Raw genomic sequence first — 22,767 nt, 5'->3', positions numbered from 1 at the left:
TATGAGATTAAAAGAAAAAGTAGCTATCGTTACAGGCGCATCAAGTGACATAGGTAAAGGAATTGCAAAGAGATTTTCAGAAGAAGGAGCAAGAGTGATTCTTGTTGCTAGAAATTTAGAACAGTTAGAAGCAACTAGAAAAGAGATAGGTAACGAAAATTCAACTGTATCAATATCATGTGATTTGACTGACGAATCCCAAGTTTTGCAAGCAGTAAATCAAATAATGGACACTTATGGGAAAATAGATATTTTGGTAAACAATGCAGGTGCGATTAATGATCCAGTGCATTTTCACGAGATGAAAGATTCAGAAATTAAGAAATTGATTGACGTAAATTTGTTAGGTGTTTTTCATATGACAAAAGCAGTGCTTTCAAAAATGTCAGGTGTAAAAAGCGGAGCGATTGTCAATGTCGGTTCAATTTCAAGTGAAAGAGCAATTCCTAGAGTTCATTTAGCAGTATATTCATCCACCAAAGCTGCAATTTCGATGTTTACAAAATCCATTGCAGTAGAATATGCCAGAAGGAATATCAGATGTAACTGCGTAAACCCAGGAATTATTAATTCAGGAATGATCAAACCATATTTGGATGATCCACAAGCAAGGAAAGTATTAGAAGAAAGACTGCCACTTGCAAGAGTTGGAGAACCAGAAGACGTTGCAAATGCAGCATTGTACTTGGCATCTGATGAAGCAAATTGGGTTACAGGAACCATTTTGAATGTAGATGGCGGAAAAACAGCTTCAGAAGGATAATCTTACAAATCAAGCAAAGGTAACTGTTCAATAACTAGGTGCGTTAAAAATCAAGATTGACGAGTCTTGTTCTTTTTGGAATACATGCGGTAGCTAAACCCAGTAACAAGTATAATTATTCCAGTTATTGCAGACCACATCAAAAAAGATCCAAGTTCAGGTTCATCCATGATTTTACAGATATTGATAAACATCTAAAGCTTGGGTTAAGAACAAAATATTCCCAAAATGCATGAAACATCTAAATAGATTTAATGTTGACGGAATTTATGCCTGAATTTATGTGTCCGGACTGTGGAAAACGTCTATTTCATGAGAACGAAACCACATTAAAAGTACAAGAAACAATTCATGAAAAATTCTGTAGAAAGACAGAAGGGGCAACTCATAGTTACATGCATAGAGACCCAGCACATATGGAAACTTTTGATTCAGAAAGAGAAAATGATTCAACAGGGACCCCGGTACTAAAAAAATAGTCAAAACTAGCTCAAAATTATATCCTAGGTCATTATGATTGAGAACAGTTGTCTGAAGAACATCATTATGATCTAGTGATTGTGGGAGGAGGTCCAGCAGGATCTTCAGCAGCATTTGCAGCTTCAAAGAAAGGATTGAAAGTAGCAATGATTGAAAAAGAAGAATCAATTGCAGAATCAGTTAGGACCAGCGGAGTCACATGGATTAAAAATATCAAAGAATTTGGAATTCCGGATGACTGTTACAATCCAGTAAAGAATTTTGTATTTTATTCGCCAAACAACAAAGTCAGTATTGGAGATACGGTTGCTCGCTCCGCAGTACTAGATGTAAGAAAGACATACAGATGGTTAGCATCACAAGCAGAATCTGAAGGTACTAAAATCTTTGTAGATACTTTTGTAAAAGATGCAATAAAAAATGAATCAGGAAAAATAATCGGAGTAAAGGCAACACGCCATGAAGAAGAAATTAAGTTTTACGGCAAAGTGATCATTGATGCCAGTGGTTTTCAATCAACAGTTGCAAGATCAATGGGGTTTGTAGAACAGTGGGAAAGATTTGGTGCAGGGGCAGAATACGAAGCAAAGGTAGAGCATGTTCAAGCAGACACATGGTGGTTAATGGTTGGACAAAAATACTCACCTGCAGGATATGCATGGATTTTTCCATTAGGAGACAACATTGCGAGAATCGGTGTAGGTATTGGGAAGCCAGATTCTCCCATAGACCCAATAGCCAGACTGAAAGAATTGATCAAAAACAAAGAAGGTCCAATTGCAGATTTGGGCAAAATTGAACCAATAGAATTTCACTACGGATTAATTCCAAATGATGGGCTTTCAAGAAAAACAGTTTACGATAATTTAATTTTGGTCGGAGATTCAGCAGGACAGGCAAATCCATTAGTCTTGGAAGGAATTCGTTATGCTATAAAATTTGGAAGAATAGCAGGAGAAGTTGCAGCAAAAGCCATCAAAGCAAATGACACATCAGAAAAAAAATTATCAGAATATGAAGAGAATTGGAAAAAAGCAATCGAGTCAAAAATAAAATCTGCAGGAAAAGTACAAGACAGATGGATTGGGCTAACAGATGAGGATTGGGACAAAGAACTAGATATTATCAGTGAATTAAAACCTGAAGAGTTTCTAGATTTTATTAAAGCAGATTTCGGATTATCCAACATGATAAAACTTGCAACTAGTCATCCAAAACTAGCAGTAAGACAACTATTCAATTTGGTAAAAGGGAAAAAATAACTATCGCACATTAAAGAAATCAGTTACAATCACATCGTGATATTGTAGCTGAGTAACATAAAGTCCAGATTCAAATGGACGAGACAAAACTTCTGTAAACAATCCTGAAGAATTATCTTTTAGTGCAATCCCTTCAATCAGAGTACCTTTTTAATCATAAACATCGACAAAAAGATCCTCACCATAATCATAATTACCAAAATTTTCTAAAATAGTTATTATATCAAGAGTTTGTGCTGATGCATATGCAGGCATGAAAAGTATTACAAATAGGCTCAAAACCACAGGAATTCAGCTCACAAGGATCCAAATCTATACTCATACTAAAAACTTGGGTATCCAGGATATGAGGCATTCTTCAAGTTCTTAAATCAAGCCATGGCAACTACTTGACAGCAGTTGCCAGGCTCAATTGTTGGCACAGTGTTGGTTTGGTTGGTCTGGTAAGACATACAAAATGAATGAAATTGCTCTTGAGTGCACCTCATGCAATCATTACAAATCATGCTAATAGGGTTGAAGCATCCAGAACATCTTGTGTTCTCAAATAATTTTCCACCACAATTTCGGCATGATTCATCAGGCAATTCTCTTCAAAAAAAATAATTTAAAATCAAATATAAGAAACACGAAGAAATTGTTCATGTAATAATCAGCAAGATGAATATTATAATGGAAACAAGAACATATTGAAACATGGATAGAGTTAGAAAAACTTTTGACGAATGGGCTCAAAACGGAAGAGCAGAGTTAATGGAAGCAGAGCATGGAAAAAATGTTTTAAAATTTTTAAAAACAATATCATTTGATAGTCCATTTACATTTTTAGATGTAGGATGCGGTAATGGTTGGATAGTAAGGAAAATCGCAAAAGAAAAAAAATGTAAGAAAGCAATTGGAATTGATAAAAGCAAAAAAATGATCATTCAAGCTAAAAAAAAGATAGACAGTAAAAAAGAAGAATTTTTTTACACAGATATCGAGTCAATAAAATACAATGAAAAATTTGATTTTATTTTTTCAATGGAATCGTTATATTATGCAGATTCTATCGAAATTGCACTAGAAAAAATATACAAATTGCTAAAGCCAGGAGGAAAATTTTTCTGCGGTACTGATTTTTACACGGACAACAAAGCGACAGCAAAATGGTCAAAAATGATGAAAATTCAGATGCACCTTCATTCAAAAAAAGAATGGAAAATACTTTTTCAAAACGCAGGATTTGTAATAAAAACAAAACACGTTAAAGATTTGGAAAATAAGAAAAAATGGAAGAGAGAATACGGGACTTTGTTCATAACAGGCACAAAACCCATAAAGTAATATTCAAATTCAATAACAAGACAGAGTAATCATGTGAGCTGGAGCACGACACGCTGCTACGGCAGAGGAAACTCCTCCCTCCAAACAGGAAATGTGATCTGGAGATAGATAACCAGAGATGGTTGGCAACGGAGCAGAAAAAAATCCAATATGGCGCACAGTGATGGCAAAACCTGAGGTTTCCATAAAAGGAATGAAAAAGACGACCCACATGGAGCAAAGCCAAACAGAACTTAAAGTTCCTGTACTAGGTTCAGGTAGGCTGCAAAGCTAAATATCGTGAAAACAGAAGGAGGGTTACTCCCAGCACACATATTTTTTAAATTTGGATATTAATTCGTATATGAAATTCATAATTATTATGAGTATAAGGGTGAAAAGAATTCAATGTCCCCATTGTAAAAAACATCTTGCAGGCAAGGCCATTTGGATAGACACGTCAGAACAATTCATAAATTAACAATTAAATGAAAATTTTTAGAAAATACAAATTAAAGACTTGTCTAACTCATTGATTGAACTTGTTCTCTACAAATATCTGCAGAACAACCACAGGATGCATCACATAGACAGGAGCCGTGCATTGCGCAATCACATTCAGAGCCCATTTCTGCTGAAGCAGCACAGCCGCATGCAGCCTCTTCACGATGAGCCATTGTTGGGGGAGGTGTAGTTGTTTCCTGAGGAGCAGTGTTCTCATATACACTTCGTGTTTTTTGGTAATCAGTATCATCTCTAAGCTGAGCCTCACCTCTATTGGTTTGATAACCTCCAGAAGAAGCACTAGTTTGATACCCAACTAATCTGCTAGGATCAATTCCTTGTTGTCCTTGTTGCTCATTTTTGAGTGATCTATTGCTAACAAAGAAAAATGCAATACCTGCAACAGCAGCCAAACCTGCCATTCCATAAACTATCATTACTGGGAAATCACCTGTAGAGGTGGTCATATAATCCTCAGGAGGGGTTGGAGTTACGCCCGCAATTTCAACACCATCTAAAATATCTAAAGCACCGAATCCAATTGCAGCCAAGTTTCCTTGATCAGCAGACTGGACACTTCTAACAACATATCTTTCATCAGACATTATTTCAGCTTCGAAAACTCTTTCAACTTGTCTTCCCTCTCTAAGACTACTTTCACCCATAGTCCAAGACGAAACAACAAATCCTGCAATTTCTTCACTTAATCCAAAGGTTCCAGCATCTACGTTGATTCCGGTTGGATCAAACAAAAAGTGCCAGTTAGTCAATGGTTGTGCTAAAATAAAATCGGCATCAATGAGATGTTTGCCTAAAACTTCTTCGGCTTCAGTTCCTGCAAAATAAGTATAAACTCCAGGTTCATAATCTCTTAGAATATTAATTGGGATATTGATTTCAACGCCATCGATTGTAATTTCTTTATCAGTTGTTAATCCTCTCCACCCCAAATCGATAAGAGTTCTTTGAGAATCTTTTGTAATTACATAATCAGTCAAGGTTCCTTCTAAAATTACACGATAGTCAATAGAAGTATTGATGTTTCTAGCTTTTAGATGAAAATCATAAGACACACTCAAATCATCAATTTGTGCCTGACTTCCATCATTGGCAATTCCACGATTTAGTTGATGTAAAAGATCTTCTACTCCAGGATTTGATGTGTCAGCAGATCCAGATACAGTCCATTCTTTTCCTTGTAATTCATCAAAAAGATTTCCTCCATTAGGATATTCAATAAAGACTGTTTTTAGATAAGTCATCTTGAAAGGAGATGTTTCAGTATTAGGATTAATTCTAGCATCTAATTGTGCAGCCCAAGCAGGAGTACTGGTACCAACAACAATCAAAGTTGCAAGCAAAACAGACATAATTACAGCCCGAGACACAAATAAAATCCGTAAAAATACAGTAATAAACTTATCCCAATTAGCCAGATCGGCAGTTTTTGAAAAAGTAATATTGAGTGACAAATATGGGATAATAGTTTTAGAGGAAATATGATATGATTACAGTTTTAGCAGGAGGAACAGGATCGGTCAAACTAGTAAGAGGATTAGTTGCCCAAGAATCCAAAGTCAATGTCATAAGTAATGTCGGAGATAATTATTGGCTATACGGATTGTATGTTTGTCCAGACATCGATACCATCGTATATGGATTAGCAGATTTACTTGATCAGGAAAGAGGATGGGGAATGAAAAAAGACACATTTAACTTTTTACGTCAAATGGAAGTTTTTGGTGAAGAGACTTGGTTCAGAGTTGGAGATAGAGATGCTGCAACACATTTGATTAGAACTAACATGTTGAAAAATGGAAAAAATCTAAGTGACATTACAAAGTGGATGTGTGAAAAATTTGCAGTAAGTGCAAATATCATTCCAGTAACAGATAACAGTATTGAAACAAGAATTACAACAGACAAAGGCGAACTACATTTACAAGAATATTGGGTCAAGCACAGGGGAAAAGATCCAGTAGAAGGAATTCAGTATATTGGAGCAGACAAAGCTCGTCCAAACCCTGAAGCAGTAAACGCAATTCATGATGCAGACATGGTAATTTTAGCCCCAGGAAATCCATTAACATCAATTGGTCCAATGTTACAGATTAAAGGAATTAGAAAAGAATTATCCAAAATAAAGAAAAAAGTGGTAGCAATTAGCCCATTGATTGGAGACGATGCAATTAGTGGACCAGCAGCAAAATACATGCAAGCTGCCGGAATTGAATCAAATGCTTATGGATTAGCAAAAATGTATTCCGATGTATGTTCAAACATCATAATAGACACCAAAGATAAAATGCTAACAAAGAAAATTCAAAGCTTAGACATGAAAGTATTTGAAACAAAAATCACCATGAAAAACAAGTTGGCAGAAGATGCATTAGCAAATTTCATTTTAAAACAAGTACACGTATAATTTGAAAATAGCAGCAATAATTCCTGTAAAGACTTTCTCTAAAGCAAAATCACGTTTAGATTTATCTCCACAACAAGTAGAAGAATTGTGCAAAGTGATGTTAGAAGAAATTTTGCACACATTATCTATATCACCTCAAATTGAAAAAACAATTATGATCACAAAAGAAGAAAAGGCAATAGCCATAGCAGAAAAATATAATACAATTACAATAAGAGACGAGGATGAAGAAAGTGTAAACAGTGCAGTTGCATTGGCAGACAAATATCTCTTAGAGAATAATTTTGATGCATCAATTGTGTTTCCTCAAGACATACCATTTATCAAAACACAAGATATTGATTTTATGCTAAATTACAAGATGCATCCAAATTTCGCAATAATAGTTCCATCTAGAAGATTTGATGGAACAAATGCATTGGCAAGAATGCCAGTAGATTTAATGAAAACCCATTATGATGAAGATAGTTACAAAATTCATATGAACACTGCAAAAGAACACACACTCAATGTTGCAATGGTATTTGTAAAGAGAATAATGTGGGATGTAGATAATAAAGAAGATTTAAAATTCCTCTTAGAGCAAAATGAAAAACCAGAAATTTCAGAAAAAATTAAAAAAATCTTGGAATCAAAATAAAATATTAAAAAATTACAAAACAAAATTTATGCATATATAACAGCAAACTTATAAGTGATGAATTAGAAAATCTTAAATATCATCATAAAAGGTTTTGAGAGAAAAAATGGTTAAAACAAACAATCTAAAAGACAGGTGTCCCAGATGTGCTAAAGGAACTCTAGTTACAGATGCCAATACTGGAGAAAATTTTTGTGGAAAATGTGGATTTGTTGTTACCGACAAAGTGGAAGAATCAGGTCCTGAATGGAGATCATTTTCAAATGAAGGGGAAAGTAAAAGCAGGGCAGGCGTTCCGACATCACTTGCCATGCACGATATGGGACTTGCAACTGTAATCAATCCACAAAACAGAGATGCAACAGGCAAGCCGCTAACTGCAGCAATGAAAAGTACAATTGAAAGACTAAGGACATGGGATAGTAGAAGTCAAGTTCATGAACCAGTAGACAGAAACTTTAGACAAGCATTCAGTGAATTGGATAGACTGAAGGACAAGCTTGCAGTAGGTGATTCAGTGATTGAGAAAGCAGCTTACATTTACAGAAAAGCATTAGAAAAAGGTCTAGTAAGAGGCCGTTCAATTTCAGCTTTAATTGCATCTGCACTTTATGCAGCATGTAGAGATACTGAAACACCGAGAACATTGAAAGACATAGGTCAAGCAAGCAATATCAAACGTAAAGATATTGCAAGATGTTATCGATTATTGTTAAGAGAATTAAATTTGAAAATGCCAGTTGTTGATCCAGTCAAATGTATTTCAAGAATAGCAAGTAAAGCAGGACTATCAGAGAAAACAAAAAGAAAAGCAACAAAAATTTTGCAAACTGCTGAAGAGCAAAAAATTTCAGCAGGTAAAGATCCTATGGGACTAGCTGCAGCTGCACTTTATGTAGCATGTGTGACAAATGGTGAAAACAAAACACAGAGAGATGTAGCAGAAGCCGCAGGAGTAACAGAAGTGACAATTAGAAATAGATACAAAGGTTTGAAAGTGGCACTAAATCTCTAAGTCAAGTTCTTTTTTAGAATAAAATCTATTTACAAACAAAATGCATAGTGAAAATGCACCTGAAATCAAAAGCAACAATTCTAAAGTAGACATTAGTGAATGAGAAAAAGCATCATTAATAGAAATCATGTTTATCTGAGAGATGAAATTTGCATATGAGAATATAAAATAATTTGTAGCCCAATGAATCAAAAGAGATGCAACAAATCCATATCTAAGATAGACCCAACCAAGAATAATTCCACTAGCAGTAGCTTGCGCAAATTTACCTTCACTCCACGAATCTCCAAAGGCAACATGTGTGAAACCAAAAAGAATGCCTACAAAAATTATCAAAATGATTGCTTTTTTTGAATCATAAATATGCAAAAAATTTGGATTCCACAAACATGTGAAAAAATATCTCAATGATGATTTGTGAGAATACAAAGCAAACAAAGGGATTCCAACTAAGAGGAGGCGAAATCCAAGTTCCTCAATTAAAGGAGCAAGGCTGACATAAAAGAACTGAATAAGATCATTGTCATCTAAAGGAGGCACAATTTCAATTCCAAAGCCTTCTTGTACAAAATTAATCAAGGCAGAAATTAAAATTAATATTGAAAACCATTTTGTTACGCCAATCATATAGTTTAGTCTATCATCATATCTACCAAAGGAGATTATTGGAGTGAGTGTTTTCAAAAAATTATGTTTTGGTCCAAGTATCGCAATTACAAAAAGAATAAGATACAAAACCCACAAGACAACAAACACATCACCTATGCTAACATCGATAGGGGCTTGATAGAAATCAGTACCGACAAAAAGATCCAGATGAGTAAAAGGATATTCATAATTGATATCGTCTCCAATATCACTTTCAAAAACTACGAAAATTCCAATTGGAAAAGATACGAGAAGTAAGCCAAATACAACTGAGAGTAATGCAGCAAAAGGAATTCCAATTGATTGGAGTAATTTATTTGAATTTTGCAATTCGTTCTAATGAAGTTCTATAGTATCTTCTGCAAATCCTAAATTTATCAAAGTATCTTTTATGGTGTCTCTATGATCACCTTGTAAGAAGATATATCCTTCTTTTGCAGTTCCCCCACAAGCATATTTGTTTTTTAGTTCTTTGGCAACAGTTTCCAAATTATTTAATTTAGGATCTAATCCCTCAATCATAGTACCTTTTTTCTTAAAACGTCTAGTTTCTAATCGAATAATTATCTTAGTACTATCTTTGGCAAGTTCACCACAAGCACACAAATCTTCTGGAAGACCACAAGTATTACAAATTACTGCCATTCGTTCGAAATAATTTCAATTATTCACACTATTAAGCCTTGTTTGAATATATTTCAAAAATGAAAAATAATCGGATTTTTTAAACAGAAAATTGATGAAATAGTATGACAGAGGATCTTACAAAAAAAGCTGCAGAAATGTTACTAAAAGGGGCAACATTACTCAGTGAACCTTGTCCATATTGTAAAGGAGTCAGAGTAATGAAAGAAGGATATGCTTTGTGTATTGGTTGCGGGCGTCAACCAGAAAAAAAAGAGATCCCTAAACAAAATCAATTAGAAGAAACATCACCAACCATAGAAAAAACACTGGAAAAAAAGATGAAGATGTTAACAAAAGAGTTAGAACTTGAAGAAGATCATGAAAAACAGCAAAATATCCTCAAAACGATCAACTCTCTGTTAGAAACGATGGAGAAAATAAAGAAAAAACAATAAAGTTTTTATGTTAAAATCCGCGAGGACGAATTGTAATGGCAGATAAGAAATCAGCACCACTTCCAGCATCTAGTGGAGGTCTCATGAGATTCTTTGAAGATGAGACAAAAGGATTCAAACTAGACCCAAAAATCGTAGTGTCAATTCCAATCAGTTTAATTGCAATTTCATGGATAATTGATTTGTTTCTAGCTCCGTGAATAAACAATGGAAAAATCACCAGACAATGTTTCAAATATACACAATAGATTCTCCCTTACCCTAGTTAATCCATCATCACATTATTTCTCATTAATAGTTTCACTAATAGTAGCTTCAGTATCAGTTTTAACAATATATTTTGGATATTTAGGAAATTTAGGATTCGATGAAAATTGGTATCGACTTCCAATTGCGTTAGGAGTATTATATTTAACACAATTACTAGACACACGATTTACAAAAAAGAAAGAATATTCAAAATCACTACATTCGTCACTTTTTGGAAATATGTTATTGACAGTTACACTTTTGATGGGAATACTTTCAAGCATTGTTTTATCAAAAGACATGGAATTGTTTTTCATAACTTTTGGGATTTTACTTTTTGCGAGTTTTAGAATAGGAATCTACACAACAACACTTGGAGTTAGTCTCAAAAAAGCATGGGCGATTTGTTTGATTCAACCATTAGCAATGTATCTAGTATTAATTCCTCAAAACATGTGGATTTCAATACTTACAGAACCAATAGGATTAGGATATGGAGTCTCTTTTATGATCATTGCAAGTGTATGGTCAGTTCTAACAGACAGGGCAGGAAAGCCAGGAATGGAAAGCACACATAAAACAATTCAAGCATATCTTGCATCCCAAGGAAATGATTTTGAAGATGCAGAAGAGTTGATGGAACAACGCTCAAATGAAACCAAAGTATCTACATCACAGATAAAATTTACACCCAAAGAAGGACAAAAAGAATTTAGAATGGTACTGCCAGGAATACATCCAGGACCATATCATCCTGTAGGGGGAAGTAATATTCCATATTTGATTTACAAGAATTTGTCATCATCAGCTATGATCATGCATAGTATTTCAGATCATGCATTAAACCTCCCATCAAGAAATGAGGTTGAAAGGTATTTGAAGAATTTAGAGAAAAGTAAAGTAAGAGAAGAAGGAATGAAATGTACAGAACCAGTTACAGTTCAAATAAACAAAGCTAGAGTAACAGGGTTACTTTTTGAAAATAATCCATTATTGTTTTTATCATTATCTCCATACGGTATGGAAGATCTTCCAAGTTATATGATGACAGAAATTGTCCAGTATGCAAAAAATCGAAACTATGCAAGAACTATGATTGTAGATTGTCATAATGCAATGGGAGAAGAGATTTCAAAAGAAGATGGGGAAGACATGTTAAAAGCTGCCAAATCATGTTTGGATTCTCTTATTACAAAAGACAATTTTCCAATAGAATTCGGCTATGCCAATACGGATGAAATGGATGTATGGACAGAAGATTTGGGAATGGGAGGATTGGGAATTATTTGTTTTAGAATTAATGGAAAAAAATATTTTCTAGGATGGGCAGATTCTAACAACATGGAGAATGGAGTCAGAGAGAAAATCATAGAAATTTTTGCAAAGAGGGACTATCATCTATTTGAAATTTGCACATCAGACACACATTATGCACCAGTAAAGGCAAGAAACAGAAACGGGTACTATCAATTAGGACTGATTACAAGTGCAGACAAGCTAGCAAAATGGTTTTTTGAAATTGCAAAGAAATCAGAAGAAAACATTGCAGAGGCAAAATTTGAAATTTTAGAAAACGAATCAGACGTTAAAGTGATGGGACAGGGAATTTACGAAGATTATTCCAAAGCGCTTGATAATTCTCTAAAAATCACCAAAGGATTTGTAATTGGAGGCGTGATATTTTTTGTTACTAGTCTGTTCCTATAGTCTTCATTTGATCAATATTGCCATAAAATTCATCAACAAATGATCCAAATTGAAAAATAGGAACTATAGGGACATTCTCTATAAAATCAATTTTGTCTTGATATAAAGTCACAATTACAGGCACTGCAATAGCGCCAGGAGTTTTTGCAACATATTGTTTTGTTCTCTCAATTTGTTTTTTGACAGCAGTAGACAAGGCAGAAGTACTATATCGTTTCCAGTGTTTGCAGTCAATTAAAATTGCAATTCCCAATCTAATTCCCACAACATCTATTTCCATTCTAGGCTTTGTTAGCATCATATTTTTCAAAACTGCAAAATTTTTTTCAGACAGTATCTCAGCAGTTAGTCCTTCAAAATCCCTCCAATCCAAAGCAATTGAAATTTCATCTATAGGAAATCCTCTTTCAAGCAAAGCCACTGCTATTTTTAATTTATCACCGACTTCAAAAAAATAAGAATCATCTTGCTTTGTTCCAATATCATTTTTAATAAATTCATCTAGAATAATTTTAGAATCATTTGAATTCATTTTTGTAACAGCAGAAAAATCTTTTACAGATACACCACCAGGGATAATTCCTTGTAATCCAATAATCATTCTGGGATGAATTTTCAATTGTAATTTTTGAGTCAATTTAGAAATATAGGTTTTAGGAGCTAATAATATCAGGGTATTATGATATAGGTTTTATTACATGGTTTTGAAAGTATTGACATGAAAATTATGCTAGTAATCATGCTAGCTTTTTTAGTATTATTAACAATGTATGATGAATCATTTGCAGAAAAGAGTACATTTTTTGATTCAGTGAAATTCATTCAATATCTTGATGAAAATACAGCATTAGAAGAAGTACGAAATGGGAATTTAGACTTGTATTATTATACAATATCACCAGACAGATTAGAAGGCAATCAAAACATACAAGGATTACAGGTTTTTGATTCAACTGGAGGATCCTACAGTATTCTGATTAATCCTGCACAGTCAGAAAAATTCAATCCGTTTTCAAGCAAAGACATCCGATTTGCGGTAAATTATCTAGTTGACAGAAAATTAATCATAAATGAATTGATGGGAGGGTATGGATCTCCAATAATTTCATACTATGGTCCATCAGATCCAGAATATCTAACAGTAGTAGAACAACTAGAGACATTTAATTTCAAATACAATCCCACACTTGCAGAAAAAATCATCTCCAGAGCATTGGAAGACAGAGGAGCAATCAAAAACAATGAAAAATGGGAGATAGATGGAATTCCAATAGAGATTACAATTTTTATTAGAAGTGACGACCCTGTAAGAAAATCCATAGGAGAGATCCTATCTATAGAATTAGAAAAAATTGGATTCGTGGTGAAAAAAGATTTTGGGGATTTGAATAAAGCATTTGTTGTTGTGTATGGTTCAAACCCATCAGATGTAAAATGGAATTTGTATACAGAAGGATGGGGACGTTCTGCATTTGTAAGATACGATTCAGTTGGACTGGGGCAAATGTATTCTCCTTGGTTTTCAAATATGCCAGGATTCAATGATCCATCGTATTGGAATTACAAAAATGAAAAATTAGATTCACTAACACAGAAAATTTACACAGGAGATTTTAAAACTGCAGAACAGAGAACAGCATTAATTCAAGAAGCAGTCACTGAAGGAGTCAATGAATCAGTCAGGATTTTTTTGGCCAGCAAAATAGATCAATATGTTGCAAATGAAAAAGTCAGCGGAATTGTGAATGATTTTGGATCAGGAGTTCCAAGTAGATTCACCCCAATTAATTCAAAAAGCAATCATGATGAACTAACAATAGGAGTCAAGCAAATCTATCAAGGGGCATGGAATCCAATCATGGGGTTTACAGATAGTTATAGCAGACACATATGGGGAATAATTTCAGATCCTGCAACATTCAAACATCCATTCACAGGAGAAACATTTCCTGTAAGAGCAACATGGAAAGTTGAAACAGATGGACCAGATGAAAAAATAGACATACCACAAGAGGCAAAAATTTGGGAACCCACAATACAAAAATGGGAAAAAGTGAAGGAAAATGCAAAGGCCACGAGCAAAGTTACGTTTGATTTTAAATTCAGTAATTGGCACAATGGAGAAAAAATGGACATGAAAGATATTTTGTATTCATTATATTTTACAATAGAATGGGGAACACAGATAGATGAAAACGACAAATCATTTGATACAGAATTTACTCCAAGAGCTGCCCAGAGCATGCAGACAATCAGAGGAATCAACCAAATTGATGAAGACACCATAGAAGTGTATGTGGATTATTGGCATTTTGATAAAGGAGAGATTGCAGAATGGGCAGTGTTATGGAGCTCAATACCTTGGGAAATCACCTCTGCCATGGAAAATGCAGTAACGGACGGAAAGATATCATTTTCAAGATCAGGGGCCACCAGTAAAAATGTGAACTGGGCATCGTTGATCATTCCTAATGATGCAAATATGATTAAGAAATATTTGCAAGAATTCAAAGAAGAGAAATACATTCCTGAGGCATTAAAGGGAGATAATCAAAATTCAGAATATTACCAAAATAGATACGATTCTTCAATAAAATGGATTCAAGCCAAGCAGCATGCAGTGATAAGCAATGGTCCATTCTATTTAGAATCATATTCCCCAGAATCAAGAACAATCAAAGTATCAGCATTTGATGATGATTCATATCCATTCAAAAAAGGAGAATGGGAAAGTTTTGAAAAAACAGAGTTTCCAATAATTCAAAAAATAGACATAAGTAATTCTATTCAGAGAGATAAAGGAATCACTTTAACAGTTGAGACAGAAAATTCAGATTCAATATTATATTTTTTGACAAATAGTAAAGGAGAGAAGGTTCTTTCAGACACACAGAAGGTTGAAGAAGCAAACACAGTCATCGAGATATTGCCAAAAGACACCAAAAAATTAGGCATAGGGACAAATAATATCAAAATATTTGCAATTTCAAATTCAGTTTTAAAGCCTGATTTTTATGAATCAAGTTTCATTGTGACAGACAGTGCTTTGGAATTACCTGTAAGCAGCAATGACAATATAGAATTTTCTAAAAACAATCCAGAATATTGGATTTGGGTATTACCAATAGTCATTATTTTAGGAATTGCAACATATCTAAAAAAAAGAAACTAAATTAGCCCATAATCTTTTAAAATTAATTCTATCTGAGATTCATTTTCAAGTTTAGAGTATTCTTCCAAAAGGTTTTGATTGAGTTCATAAAATGTATGCCCCCATTTGAATTTGTCAAGCAATTCCAAAGATTGTTCTTTAGAACCCAAAATAAATAATGATGCAGCCAATGCTTCAACAGTAGTTAATTTATTTAATTTTGAATAATTTACAGGGTTACCAGCAAGAAGGGGAGGAAGTTTTCTTTTAATCCCTGAAAAATTTTTAGAAAAAGCCTGTTCAGCAAGATTCCAAGAGCAGTCAATTCCAACAATAGAGCGAATTGCAGATTTATCTTTTGGAAGCAATGTTTTTTCAGAAAAAGGATCTAAAACTAATCCTTTTGAGCTAATTTTTTTGATATTTTGTGCAAGACCAAATTTCACCATCTTAGCAGCTGTGCATTTTTTAGGATCGTCTTGATAAAACATCAAAACTTGTAATTTCATGTAAATGAAGAATAAAATTCAGAGTATTTTGAATTTACTCTAGAGTTTTGTATGTTACTTTATAATAAAATCTTGAAACTTGGTCATCTTTGAGTACTACAACATTCCAGTTAGCATCAGGCAAAAATGCATTTGAGGATTCAGGCAAAATGCTGAATTTTTCTAGACGAACATCAGGACCACTATACCTTACTTTGAGACTTATTCCATCCACATCTACAACGTCATAAATTTGGCCTTGCTCCCTAGTAGAATCTTTTACCAAGCAATCAGCACTTGGGCCGATTATACATGTTCCAGAAGGTGCAGACACTTTGAGATTGACATTAGATTCATCTCCTCTAATAGGAGTGATTAAAGAGCCTGAAATCACCCTAGGTGAAATTATTGTACCATCAGAAATTTTATCTTTAGTAATTATTGAAATGAATTTCTCAGGCAGTCTATTTTCTTTCTCAATTACAGTGTTTAATTTTTCAATAAGAGGTTTTTCAACAACATTGAATTTGATTGATTTTTTCTCAAAATCAGCATCAACTGTTACTTCGTATGTTCCAATTGCAGAAGGGTTATCAGGAATAACAAATTGATGTGTAAAAGTTCCAGAAGGGCTAGGACGAATAGATGATACAGGACCGGTATGAGTTCCACAAACAAATGAGCCACAGGTAATCTCAGTTCCAGATTTTTTGACTATACTTACATCAAAGAATTCTAAATAAATCAGTTTGTTAGGTTTACCACTAATGTAAACAACATCTCCAGGGTAATATTCAGACTTGTCAGTGGATACTAAGAGAGTTACATCTTCATCAAGACCAAAGACAAAGTCGTTTGTAACACTGAATTCAGATTGAGCAACAGCTTTAGAGTATGATGCTTTTATTTTATAGAGGCCATCACTGAACACAGTTGCAGGCAATTCAAAAAGACTTGAAAAAGATCCACCCTGATTTGGATAAACAGATGATTCATGGATTTGTTTGTATGGGAACTTGCCATCAAGTATTTTGATTGTCACTCTCTCAGGCACCACAAGACCTTCACTGCCTTGCTGACGTTTGATCACATTTCCAACAACCTTTAATTTTTCACCCGCTTTATACAGGGATTTTTCTGAAGATACAAACAAAGGTGTTTTAGACAAAGAGTCATTTTCTGGATCTGCTGAAACTTTGAAGAAAAGATCTACATTTTTAGATGAAGTTGCAACATTCATTTTATATACTCCAAAATTAGATTTTGTTACATCCCTCTCAAGGACGTCAATTTTTAGCATTGCAGGTTTTTCACTTATCGGAGTAACCCAAGTCCAAGAGAAACGTTGATTCTCAACAGTTGTGCCAGAATTGCTTACACTTCCATCAGGTTTGGTAATTGAGATTTTAATGAAATTATCACCAATTGGAGGAATGACCCCATTCAGATGGACAGTCTCTCCCAATCCATATACTTCCTTGTCAAGTGTAATCACAGGTCCATCTTTCAAATCAAGAGAATCCTCAATGGAAAAAGTATCAGTCACAGTATGACCAAGGTATTGTGATTTTACAACATAATTTCCTACAGCAAATATGTTTTTGCTCACATCTACTTGCACTGAATACCGTCCTGAAGTTTCAGGAATTGCGGAAAAACTATACCCAACAGACACATTTTCATTTTTTGATAAAGATGTTATTTCCAAAGGAGTGCCATCTTCATGAGAAATTGAAATTTTAACTCCTGCGCCGGTGCCATAGCTGGAATTGCTGTAAGGATCTTTTATATTACCACTAATCTTCATAGTGTCGCCAAATTCATAGACGTCCATATCCATTGTAACCGTTAAAGGCTTATCAGATGGGACAAAGTTTTCAGGATCAGTTACAACAGGAATTATAATTTTTGCAGAGCCAATATCTTTAGATACAGAAATTCTATAATCGCCTAATCTAAGAGAATTATCTGGAATCATAAACGAGTAATTAAAAGAGCCATCACCTTTGACGGTCAGACTGTCTAGAATTTTAAATCCAGATGTGCTGCCAGAAGATGAGCTTAGAATTGAGGTTTGTTTAGTCTGAATAATTTCTAAATCAAGAGTGCCGACAAAAACTTTGTTCAACCTGCCAGAGATTTTAACTTCATCTCCTAAACCATATGCTTTCTTATCTGCCCACAAAGAGATAGGAACATCTTCTTTCAAATCTTTTACAACTTCAAATGTGGTAGATGCAGATCTGTCAAAGTATTCAGCAGCGATAGTGTATGTCCCATATGTAGGATTTACATTAGTAATGAAGAAATTAGTTTTGAATTTGCCATCCACAGGGAAGAGATTTCCATTAGAAATTAAATTTCCATTAAAATCAGTAACAGTAAATTTCATCCCTACAAAAGGAATAATGTCAGTTGCAAATCCAGTTATAGAAACCGACTGTCCTGGAATATATTGTGATTTATCAGTAACAATGCTTAACTCTGGATTTTGTTTTGTTTCCTTTTCAGTTATTTCATACCCTACTGAAAAACTAGTAGTGGCAGTAGCAGTCCCATAACTTACAGTTACATCATAATTTCCAGGATTAATTCCCAAGACTTGGTGTAGACTGAGAGTGGTTTTGTAATTCAGATTAAGATCAGGGTAAAGATTTACAGTTTTATCAAAGTTAGGACCAGAAATATTAATTACAATTTGTTCAGGTTTAAAGAAAGGTTTTACAACAAATACTTCTTTAGAAACACTTCCAGAGATTGTTGCCACTTCTCCAAAGAGATAAGAGGGTTTTGCAGATGAAGCAGTGATACGGACATCATCAGAAGTTTGTGTTTTTACTAATTTTCCATTAGAAGAACCAGCAGTCGAAGTTACAAATTTCCAATCATCAGGACTATCAGAATCAAATCCATCATAGATTCTTTGCCATGAAGTAAAATCGTTTTTCAGATCAGTTATGAAAGGAGTCTTGTCAATTACAATTTTATTTTCGTCTCGAAGTTCAATGGATTCGTTTACATCAGTAAACCAAAGACTTTGATAAGAATATGTCAGGAATTGTCCTGATTTAATAACAGTGCCAGATGGAATAGTCATTGTTTTTTTAAGAGCTGTTGTAGATGCAATACTCCATCCACTCAAATCAATATCAAAATCAGTTGGATTGTGTAACTCAATCCACTCAGAAATAGAAAAAGAGTCATCACCAGGAGGATTAATATCTACTTCATTGATTACCACATTTTCAGAAGTTTGAGCATATGCAGGTGCTAGAATTCCTGCAAAAAAAAGTACAGCAAATACTAGAGGCAAGGTACGATTCATTGTATATTCCTAATTTGATTATCTAATAGACTCATTTTAGAATGGAATTGAGGAAAAGTTGAGCTAGTTGTTAAAGTCAGATATCTTAAAATCATCAAAAATCAACATTATTTTTCAGTATTAAGGCATACGTAGGAATTATTCTTGGGAATAGTCACATTTTGGGCATTTTTTATGAGATATTCTAGAACCACATTCCATACATATTCCATCACCGACAGCATTTGTGATGGATTGTTTTCTCTTTTCCACATACATTTTGATTGTAAAAAATACACCCAAGCCAATCAATGCAGAATAATGAAAAGGGATGTATTGAGTAATCCCTAAAACAACAAGGAAAATACCCACAATCAAAATTATGTCACGTCTCTCAAATTTCAATAATCCAAAGAATGAAAATATTCATAAAAACATGCCGGAGCTCAGACTCATTAGTTTACTTCATTTCAAAGTCATTACTCTAACTCTTCCTCATTGCTCGGCGATTAGACTAGAAAATGATTTGATAATAAGATGATGATGATGGTGGGATTGGGGAAATTTGAATTCCCGACCTCTGCGTCCCAAACGCAGAATCATACCAAGCTAGACCACAATCCCAACAAATCCATAAAATCGCCCAATTTAAGCTTCACAGATATTAAATTGACTGAATTTTGAAGTTATTAGACATCATTTTTCATAAGATTAAATAAAAATGAGACATATTGCTGAATTTATTAAATTATCTTATATAGTCACCTGGAAAATATCGAAGATTAATCGTGTGGGATTTTCAAACATTATTAAAATCTAAAATCAGATTGATCCCCCAGAACGGGCATATCCCTCAGGTAGTTTCAAGCTAGCTAAAAAGTCATCATGATTATGATGTTTCAGGAAAAAGAAAAATGTAGGATCAATAATATTCAAACGTCTAGAATTAGTATCATAATCAAAGATAGGAGGATTGATTCTCTTGTTTTTTTGATATGTGCCAATTCTATTAAGAAAAACAGTTAGAGCAGAATCAAATTGTTGATTGTCATTATTTGGATGAATTTTTTTCATGGCATTTTTTATATCAGATCTTGATAACCCTTGTCTAATTTCATCAGGGTGAAATGATGAAAGAAAAACCTGTATGAAAAAAAACGGCATTCCCATTCCCTTACCACCATCTTGAGATTGTCGAGGTTTAGAAGCAGCAAAAGTTTCAAGTGATCTGTGAAATCGTGATGCATAATCATCAACATTCTCAAGAATAGCTTTGGCTAAATGTTCAGATAATACATTTCTTTTACTTCCTGTTTCAACAATACCGGCAATATAGCAACATTTCCTACATAATTCTTGTAACACACCAACATTCCCAAACGATTCATTAAGAATACTATCTCGTACATTACTCATGTCGATATTCAAGGAATGTTCTCCCAAACTAATTATTTGCATTAAATGGTAATTTTCCCAAGGTTCAACTGGTAATTCAACTATCCTGTCTTGTAAATCTCCATTGTATTGAGTTAATCTGTTTCTTTCTCTCCAAATTCCTAAAATTATTACTCTTACATCAATATCCTGAAAGGTTCTTAAATCATATGAAAATGCCTCTTGTTCTTGTTCATTGAGATAATGAAAATTCTCCAATACAATAATTTTTTCTGGAAAATATTTTTTTATTAATTCAGCTACGTCTTGGGCATTAGATACATTTACTACAATTTGCGTAGTAGATTCTTTTTCTCCAACTGTTTTAGAAATCTCACCTCCGGCTTCAGCAAACCCAGGGATTTTGATATTAAAATGAAATTTAGAATTCCTGCTATCACTAATTTCATTCGTGGCAGACGATTGAATTTCAACATTCAGTCTATCGAGAATTCTTTTATAAATTTCAGATAATGTTACAGATGGGTCACACTGGACTTTTACAATATTCTTATTTTCAATATGCTTGTTTAGAAGAGTAGTTTTACCTTGTTTTGAAGAGCCATAAATGACTAGTTGTCTTTTTTGTTAGTGCATTTTCAAAACAATCATCTATTTCCTTTCTTTCAATATATGTAGACAAGTTGTAATTACTAACTCCAAAAACTTCTTCTAATTTCATATCATATGTTCATAAATTTATCACAAACTTAAGCATATTGTCTGTTCTCAAAAGAATTTAGAAAAATGAGAAATATGCACCTATTTTCCTGCATCATTGATATGCCTATAATGATAATGACATCTCTTATTACAAAACCAATCGAGTCCAGCTAAATATTCTACATGATCAGACTTGCCACAAAATGTGCATTTTGTAAAATGTTTTATTCTTTTTTCATTGGTCATTTTTTATAGATTTCTTTAATTCTTCTAAAGATTCATCATATTGTTTCTTCTCTAGATTTTTAGGTACTGTTTTGTTGTTTTTGTTAATTTGTTTTGCTTTGGATTTAGTTAGTTTTGCCATATACTACATACATCAATTTTGAACTTAAGCGTATTGAATATTAGAAAAAAAGAGAAAAGGAAAAGTCAAACTGATTTAAAGTGACTTTAGATAATTGTTGACTGCGAATACGTTCCGTTAGAAACTCTTTCCTAGATATAGTATGTGGGATGTATGACATGGACAATATAAAATTCATAGTAATAAGAAACGAATAAGTGTAAAATTTCGTAGCATCAACAGATAATCATTTTAAAGGCAAACCTAGGATCGAAATCGTGCAGACAGAACAATACATCAAAGCAGGCAAAATTGCTTCAGAGGTAAGAGAAATGGTCAGAGTAAAAGACTGGGTAGGCAAATCTGTTTATGAAATTTGTGAGGAAGTAGAAGGAGAAATTAAAAAAAGAGGTGCAAAATGTGCATTTCCAGTAAATGCAAGTATTAATGAAATTGCAGCACATTATACTGCAGAACCAAACGACCCAATTATTATCAAAGATACAGATTTGGTAAAAATTGATCTTGGTGCACAGATTGATGGATTCATTGCAGATACTGCAGTAACAGTATGTTATGATGCTCAATTTGATGGACTAGTTCAAGCTGCAGAAGAGGCACTAGCAAATGCAATGTCAATGATAAAAACAGGAGTCAAAGCAAGTGACATTGGGAGAACTATAGAAACAACAATAAAAAAAATGGGATTCAAACCAATTGCAAATCTAAGTGGCCATTCACTGGATCAATATACAATTCATGCAGGAAAATCAATTCCAAACATTTGGTCAATTGGAGGATTTACACTTTCAGAGAATTCAGCATATGCATGCGAACCATTTGTGACAACAGAGCAAGGAGGAGGATTTGTCAGAAACGGTCAAACAAAAAATATTTTTGCATTAAATTCACGAAAGAAAACAAAAAATGATGAAGCAGATAAAATGTTAGATTTCATCTGGGAAAATTGCAACATGTTACCATTTGCACTAAGATGGTTAACAGATGAATGGGAAGAAAAGAAGGCACGAGAATTAATAGATTTCCTAGTAAAGAAAAAAGCTGTTCAGGCATATCCAGTGCTAATAGAAATAAACGAACAAAGAGTAGCACAAGCAGAGCACACATTCATTCCAAATGAGAACGGAGTTACAGTAACTACTAGTTCAGAATGAGTATTAAATCAGGTAGAAAAATTTGAGTGAAGAAATCAGACCATGCCCAAAGTGTGAAGGAATAATGTTCAGAGAACAAGAGAACAAACATCATGGTTCTGTCCATCATGTAATATCAAATACAAA

At 33.8% G+C, this 22,767-nt stretch carries 23 protein-coding genes, 1 tRNA gene and 1 other RNA gene; 13 read left to right on the top strand and 12 right to left on the bottom strand.

All coding sequences use genetic code 11. The features are described from left to right. Position 1 precedes the first annotated feature (1 nt). The 3 genes from OEW78_RS03975 (at position 2) to OEW78_RS03965 (ending at position 2,505) form a co-directional block, all read left to right on the top strand. The gene (locus OEW78_RS03975; protein ID WP_300324400.1) at positions 2 to 763 is read left to right on the top strand and encodes an SDR family oxidoreductase; all 762 of its coding nucleotides are present in this window, start codon (positions 2 to 4) and stop codon (positions 761 to 763) included. Between the two features lie 269 nt (positions 764 to 1,032). Further along, positions 1,033 to 1,242, top strand: a complete 210-nt coding sequence (locus OEW78_RS03970; protein WP_300324397.1) for a hypothetical protein — start codon at positions 1,033 to 1,035, stop codon at positions 1,240 to 1,242. A gap of 48 nt (positions 1,243 to 1,290) precedes the next feature. Then, positions 1,291 to 2,505: an NAD(P)/FAD-dependent oxidoreductase gene (locus tag OEW78_RS03965; protein WP_300324394.1), complete on the top strand. Its 1,215-nt coding sequence runs from the start codon at positions 1,291 to 1,293 to the stop codon at positions 2,503 to 2,505. Positions 2,506 to 2,655: 150 nt separating this feature from the next. Here OEW78_RS03965 and OEW78_RS03960 read toward each other — a convergent pair whose 3' ends face one another. Beyond that, positions 2,656 to 2,790, bottom strand: coding sequence for a hypothetical protein (locus OEW78_RS03960; RefSeq protein WP_300324391.1), 135 nt, complete (start codon positions 2,788 to 2,790; stop codon positions 2,656 to 2,658). Between the two features lie 411 nt (positions 2,791 to 3,201). Between OEW78_RS03960 and OEW78_RS03955 the strand changes: the two genes are divergently transcribed. Beyond that, positions 3,202 to 3,831 (top strand): class I SAM-dependent methyltransferase, encoded by a 630-nt coding sequence (locus OEW78_RS03955; RefSeq protein ID WP_300324388.1) that lies wholly within the window; start codon positions 3,202 to 3,204, stop codon positions 3,829 to 3,831. A gap of 33 nt (positions 3,832 to 3,864) precedes the next feature. Further along, an RNA gene (gene rnpB / locus OEW78_RS03950) (RNase P RNA component) lies at positions 3,865 to 4,143 on the top strand. 191 nt (positions 4,144 to 4,334) lie between these two features. Here the strand turns inward: rnpB and OEW78_RS03945 are convergent. Next, positions 4,335 to 5,702, bottom strand: coding sequence for a hypothetical protein (locus OEW78_RS03945; RefSeq protein ID WP_300324385.1), 1,368 nt, complete (start codon positions 5,700 to 5,702; stop codon positions 4,335 to 4,337). A 116-nt stretch (positions 5,703 to 5,818) separates the two neighbouring features. Between OEW78_RS03945 and cofD the strand changes: the two genes are divergently transcribed. The 3 genes from cofD to OEW78_RS03930 all read left to right on the top strand — a co-directional run bounded on the left by cofD (position 5,819) and on the right by OEW78_RS03930 (position 8,394). Beyond that, positions 5,819 to 6,739 carry a 2-phospho-L-lactate transferase gene (gene cofD, locus OEW78_RS03940; protein WP_300324382.1) on the top strand — a complete coding sequence of 307 codons (921 nt, stop codon included), beginning with the start codon at positions 5,819 to 5,821 and terminating at the stop codon, positions 6,737 to 6,739. Between the two features lies 1 nt (position 6,740). Then, positions 6,741 to 7,379, top strand: coding sequence for a 2-phospho-L-lactate guanylyltransferase (gene cofC / locus OEW78_RS03935; protein ID WP_300324379.1), 639 nt, complete (start codon positions 6,741 to 6,743; stop codon positions 7,377 to 7,379). A gap of 106 nt (positions 7,380 to 7,485) precedes the next feature. Beyond that, entirely contained in the window at positions 7,486 to 8,394 is a 909-nt protein-coding gene (locus OEW78_RS03930) for a TFIIB-type zinc ribbon-containing protein (RefSeq protein ID WP_300324376.1), read from the top strand. On the opposite strand, the gene OEW78_RS03925 is transcribed toward OEW78_RS03930, so the two are convergent. Together OEW78_RS03925 and yciH are read right to left on the bottom strand one after the other, a co-directional pair. Then, positions 8,383 to 9,372 (bottom strand): CPBP family intramembrane glutamic endopeptidase, encoded by a 990-nt coding sequence (locus OEW78_RS03925; protein ID WP_300324373.1) that lies wholly within the window; start codon positions 9,370 to 9,372, stop codon positions 8,383 to 8,385. The two genes, OEW78_RS03930 and OEW78_RS03925, sit on opposite strands and share 12 nt — an antisense overlap. 6 nt (positions 9,373 to 9,378) lie before the next feature. Next, positions 9,379 to 9,687 carry a stress response translation initiation inhibitor YciH gene (gene yciH, locus OEW78_RS03920; protein ID WP_014964819.1) on the bottom strand — a complete coding sequence of 103 codons (309 nt, stop codon included), beginning with the start codon at positions 9,685 to 9,687 and terminating at the stop codon, positions 9,379 to 9,381. Positions 9,688 to 9,791: 104 nt separating this feature from the next. Here yciH and OEW78_RS03915 point away from each other — a divergent pair, with 104 nt between their 5' ends. Genes OEW78_RS03915 through OEW78_RS03905 form a run of 3 tightly spaced genes read left to right on the top strand, consistent with a single transcriptional unit; the run spans position 9,792 to position 12,080 of the window. After that, positions 9,792 to 10,124 (top strand): autoantigen p27 domain-containing protein, encoded by a 333-nt coding sequence (locus tag OEW78_RS03915; RefSeq protein WP_300324370.1) that lies wholly within the window; start codon positions 9,792 to 9,794, stop codon positions 10,122 to 10,124. A gap of 35 nt (positions 10,125 to 10,159) precedes the next feature. Further along, complete coding sequence (locus OEW78_RS03910; RefSeq protein WP_014964817.1) at positions 10,160 to 10,324, top strand: preprotein translocase subunit Sec61beta; 165 nt, start codon at positions 10,160 to 10,162, stop codon at positions 10,322 to 10,324. A gap of 7 nt (positions 10,325 to 10,331) precedes the next feature. Further along, entirely contained in the window at positions 10,332 to 12,080 is a 1,749-nt protein-coding gene (locus tag OEW78_RS03905; RefSeq protein WP_300324365.1) for a DUF2070 family protein, read from the top strand. Here OEW78_RS03905 and OEW78_RS03900 read toward each other — a convergent pair. Next, complete coding sequence (locus tag OEW78_RS03900; protein ID WP_300324362.1) at positions 12,064 to 12,717, bottom strand: hypothetical protein; 654 nt, start codon at positions 12,715 to 12,717, stop codon at positions 12,064 to 12,066. The two genes, OEW78_RS03905 and OEW78_RS03900, sit on opposite strands and share 17 nt — an antisense overlap. A gap of 81 nt (positions 12,718 to 12,798) precedes the next feature. Between OEW78_RS03900 and OEW78_RS03895 the strand changes: the two genes are divergently transcribed. Next, complete coding sequence (locus OEW78_RS03895; protein ID WP_300324358.1) at positions 12,799 to 15,252, top strand: ABC transporter substrate-binding protein; 2,454 nt, start codon at positions 12,799 to 12,801, stop codon at positions 15,250 to 15,252. On the opposite strand, the gene OEW78_RS03890 is transcribed toward OEW78_RS03895, so the two are convergent. The 7 genes from OEW78_RS03890 to OEW78_RS03860 all read right to left on the bottom strand — a co-directional run bounded on the left by OEW78_RS03890 (position 15,249) and on the right by OEW78_RS03860 (position 21,487). Beyond that, complete coding sequence (locus OEW78_RS03890; protein WP_300324356.1) at positions 15,249 to 15,740, bottom strand: DUF367 family protein; 492 nt, start codon at positions 15,738 to 15,740, stop codon at positions 15,249 to 15,251. The genes OEW78_RS03895 and OEW78_RS03890 overlap by 4 nt on opposite strands. A 34-nt stretch (positions 15,741 to 15,774) precedes the next feature. Then, entirely contained in the window at positions 15,775 to 19,044 is a 3,270-nt protein-coding gene (locus OEW78_RS03885) for a lamin tail domain-containing protein (protein WP_300324353.1), read from the bottom strand. A gap of 138 nt (positions 19,045 to 19,182) precedes the next feature. Continuing rightward, complete coding sequence (locus tag OEW78_RS03880) at positions 19,183 to 19,428, bottom strand: hypothetical protein (RefSeq protein WP_300324350.1); 246 nt, start codon at positions 19,426 to 19,428, stop codon at positions 19,183 to 19,185. Positions 19,429 to 19,570: 142 nt separating this feature from the next. Beyond that, positions 19,571 to 19,647 (bottom strand) — tRNA-Pro (locus OEW78_RS03875). A 198-nt stretch (positions 19,648 to 19,845) separates the two neighbouring features. Beyond that, positions 19,846 to 21,027, bottom strand: coding sequence for a hypothetical protein (locus OEW78_RS03870; RefSeq protein WP_300324433.1), 1,182 nt, complete (start codon positions 21,025 to 21,027; stop codon positions 19,846 to 19,848). A gap of 192 nt (positions 21,028 to 21,219) precedes the next feature. Further along, on the bottom strand, positions 21,220 to 21,366 hold the full coding sequence (locus OEW78_RS03865) for a hypothetical protein (RefSeq protein ID WP_300324348.1): 147 nt from the start codon (positions 21,364 to 21,366) through the stop codon (positions 21,220 to 21,222). Next, positions 21,356 to 21,487, bottom strand: coding sequence for a hypothetical protein (locus OEW78_RS03860; RefSeq protein ID WP_300324347.1), 132 nt, complete (start codon positions 21,485 to 21,487; stop codon positions 21,356 to 21,358). Before OEW78_RS03860 ends, OEW78_RS03865 begins: the two co-directional genes overlap by 11 nt. 257 nt (positions 21,488 to 21,744) lie before the next feature. Between OEW78_RS03860 and map the strand changes: the two genes are divergently transcribed. After that, complete coding sequence (gene map, locus OEW78_RS03855) at positions 21,745 to 22,641, top strand: type II methionyl aminopeptidase (protein ID WP_300324344.1); 897 nt, start codon at positions 21,745 to 21,747, stop codon at positions 22,639 to 22,641. The last annotated feature ends 126 nt before the right edge of the window (positions 22,642 to 22,767 follow it).

The organism is Candidatus Nitrosopumilus sp. (genome assembly GCF_029882185.1).
Taxonomy (GTDB): Archaea; Thermoproteota; Nitrososphaeria; order Nitrososphaerales; family Nitrosopumilaceae; genus Nitrosopumilus.
The sequence above is the reverse complement of the archived record's forward strand: the minus strand, read 5'-3'. Positions and strand labels throughout refer to the sequence as shown.

Coding starts and splice junctions, on each gene's coding strand:
- OEW78_RS03975 (WP_300324400.1), top strand. CDS start 2: ATGAGATTAAAAGAAAAAGTAGCTATCGTTACAGGCGCATCAAGTGAC.
- OEW78_RS03970 (WP_300324397.1), top strand. CDS start 1,033: ATGCCTGAATTTATGTGTCCGGACTGTGGAAAACGTCTATTTCATGAG.
- OEW78_RS03955 (WP_300324388.1), top strand. CDS start 3,202: ATGGATAGAGTTAGAAAAACTTTTGACGAATGGGCTCAAAACGGAAGA.
- cofD (WP_300324382.1), top strand. CDS start 5,819: ATGATTACAGTTTTAGCAGGAGGAACAGGATCGGTCAAACTAGTAAGA.
- OEW78_RS03930 (WP_300324376.1), top strand. CDS start 7,486: ATGGTTAAAACAAACAATCTAAAAGACAGGTGTCCCAGATGTGCTAAA.
- yciH (WP_014964819.1), bottom strand. CDS start 9,687: ATGGCAGTAATTTGTAATACTTGTGGTCTTCCAGAAGATTTGTGTGCT.
- OEW78_RS03915 (WP_300324370.1), top strand. CDS start 9,792: ATGACAGAGGATCTTACAAAAAAAGCTGCAGAAATGTTACTAAAAGGG.
- OEW78_RS03910 (WP_014964817.1), top strand. CDS start 10,160: ATGGCAGATAAGAAATCAGCACCACTTCCAGCATCTAGTGGAGGTCTC.
- OEW78_RS03905 (WP_300324365.1), top strand. CDS start 10,332: ATGGAAAAATCACCAGACAATGTTTCAAATATACACAATAGATTCTCC.
- OEW78_RS03895 (WP_300324358.1), top strand. CDS start 12,799: ATGAAAATTATGCTAGTAATCATGCTAGCTTTTTTAGTATTATTAACA.
- OEW78_RS03890 (WP_300324356.1), bottom strand. CDS start 15,740: ATGAAATTACAAGTTTTGATGTTTTATCAAGACGATCCTAAAAAATGC.
- OEW78_RS03885 (WP_300324353.1), bottom strand. CDS start 19,044: ATGAATCGTACCTTGCCTCTAGTATTTGCTGTACTTTTTTTTGCAGGA.
- OEW78_RS03865 (WP_300324348.1), bottom strand. CDS start 21,366: ATGACCAATGAAAAAAGAATAAAACATTTTACAAAATGCACATTTTGT.
- OEW78_RS03860 (WP_300324347.1), bottom strand. CDS start 21,487: ATGGCAAAACTAACTAAATCCAAAGCAAAACAAATTAACAAAAACAAC.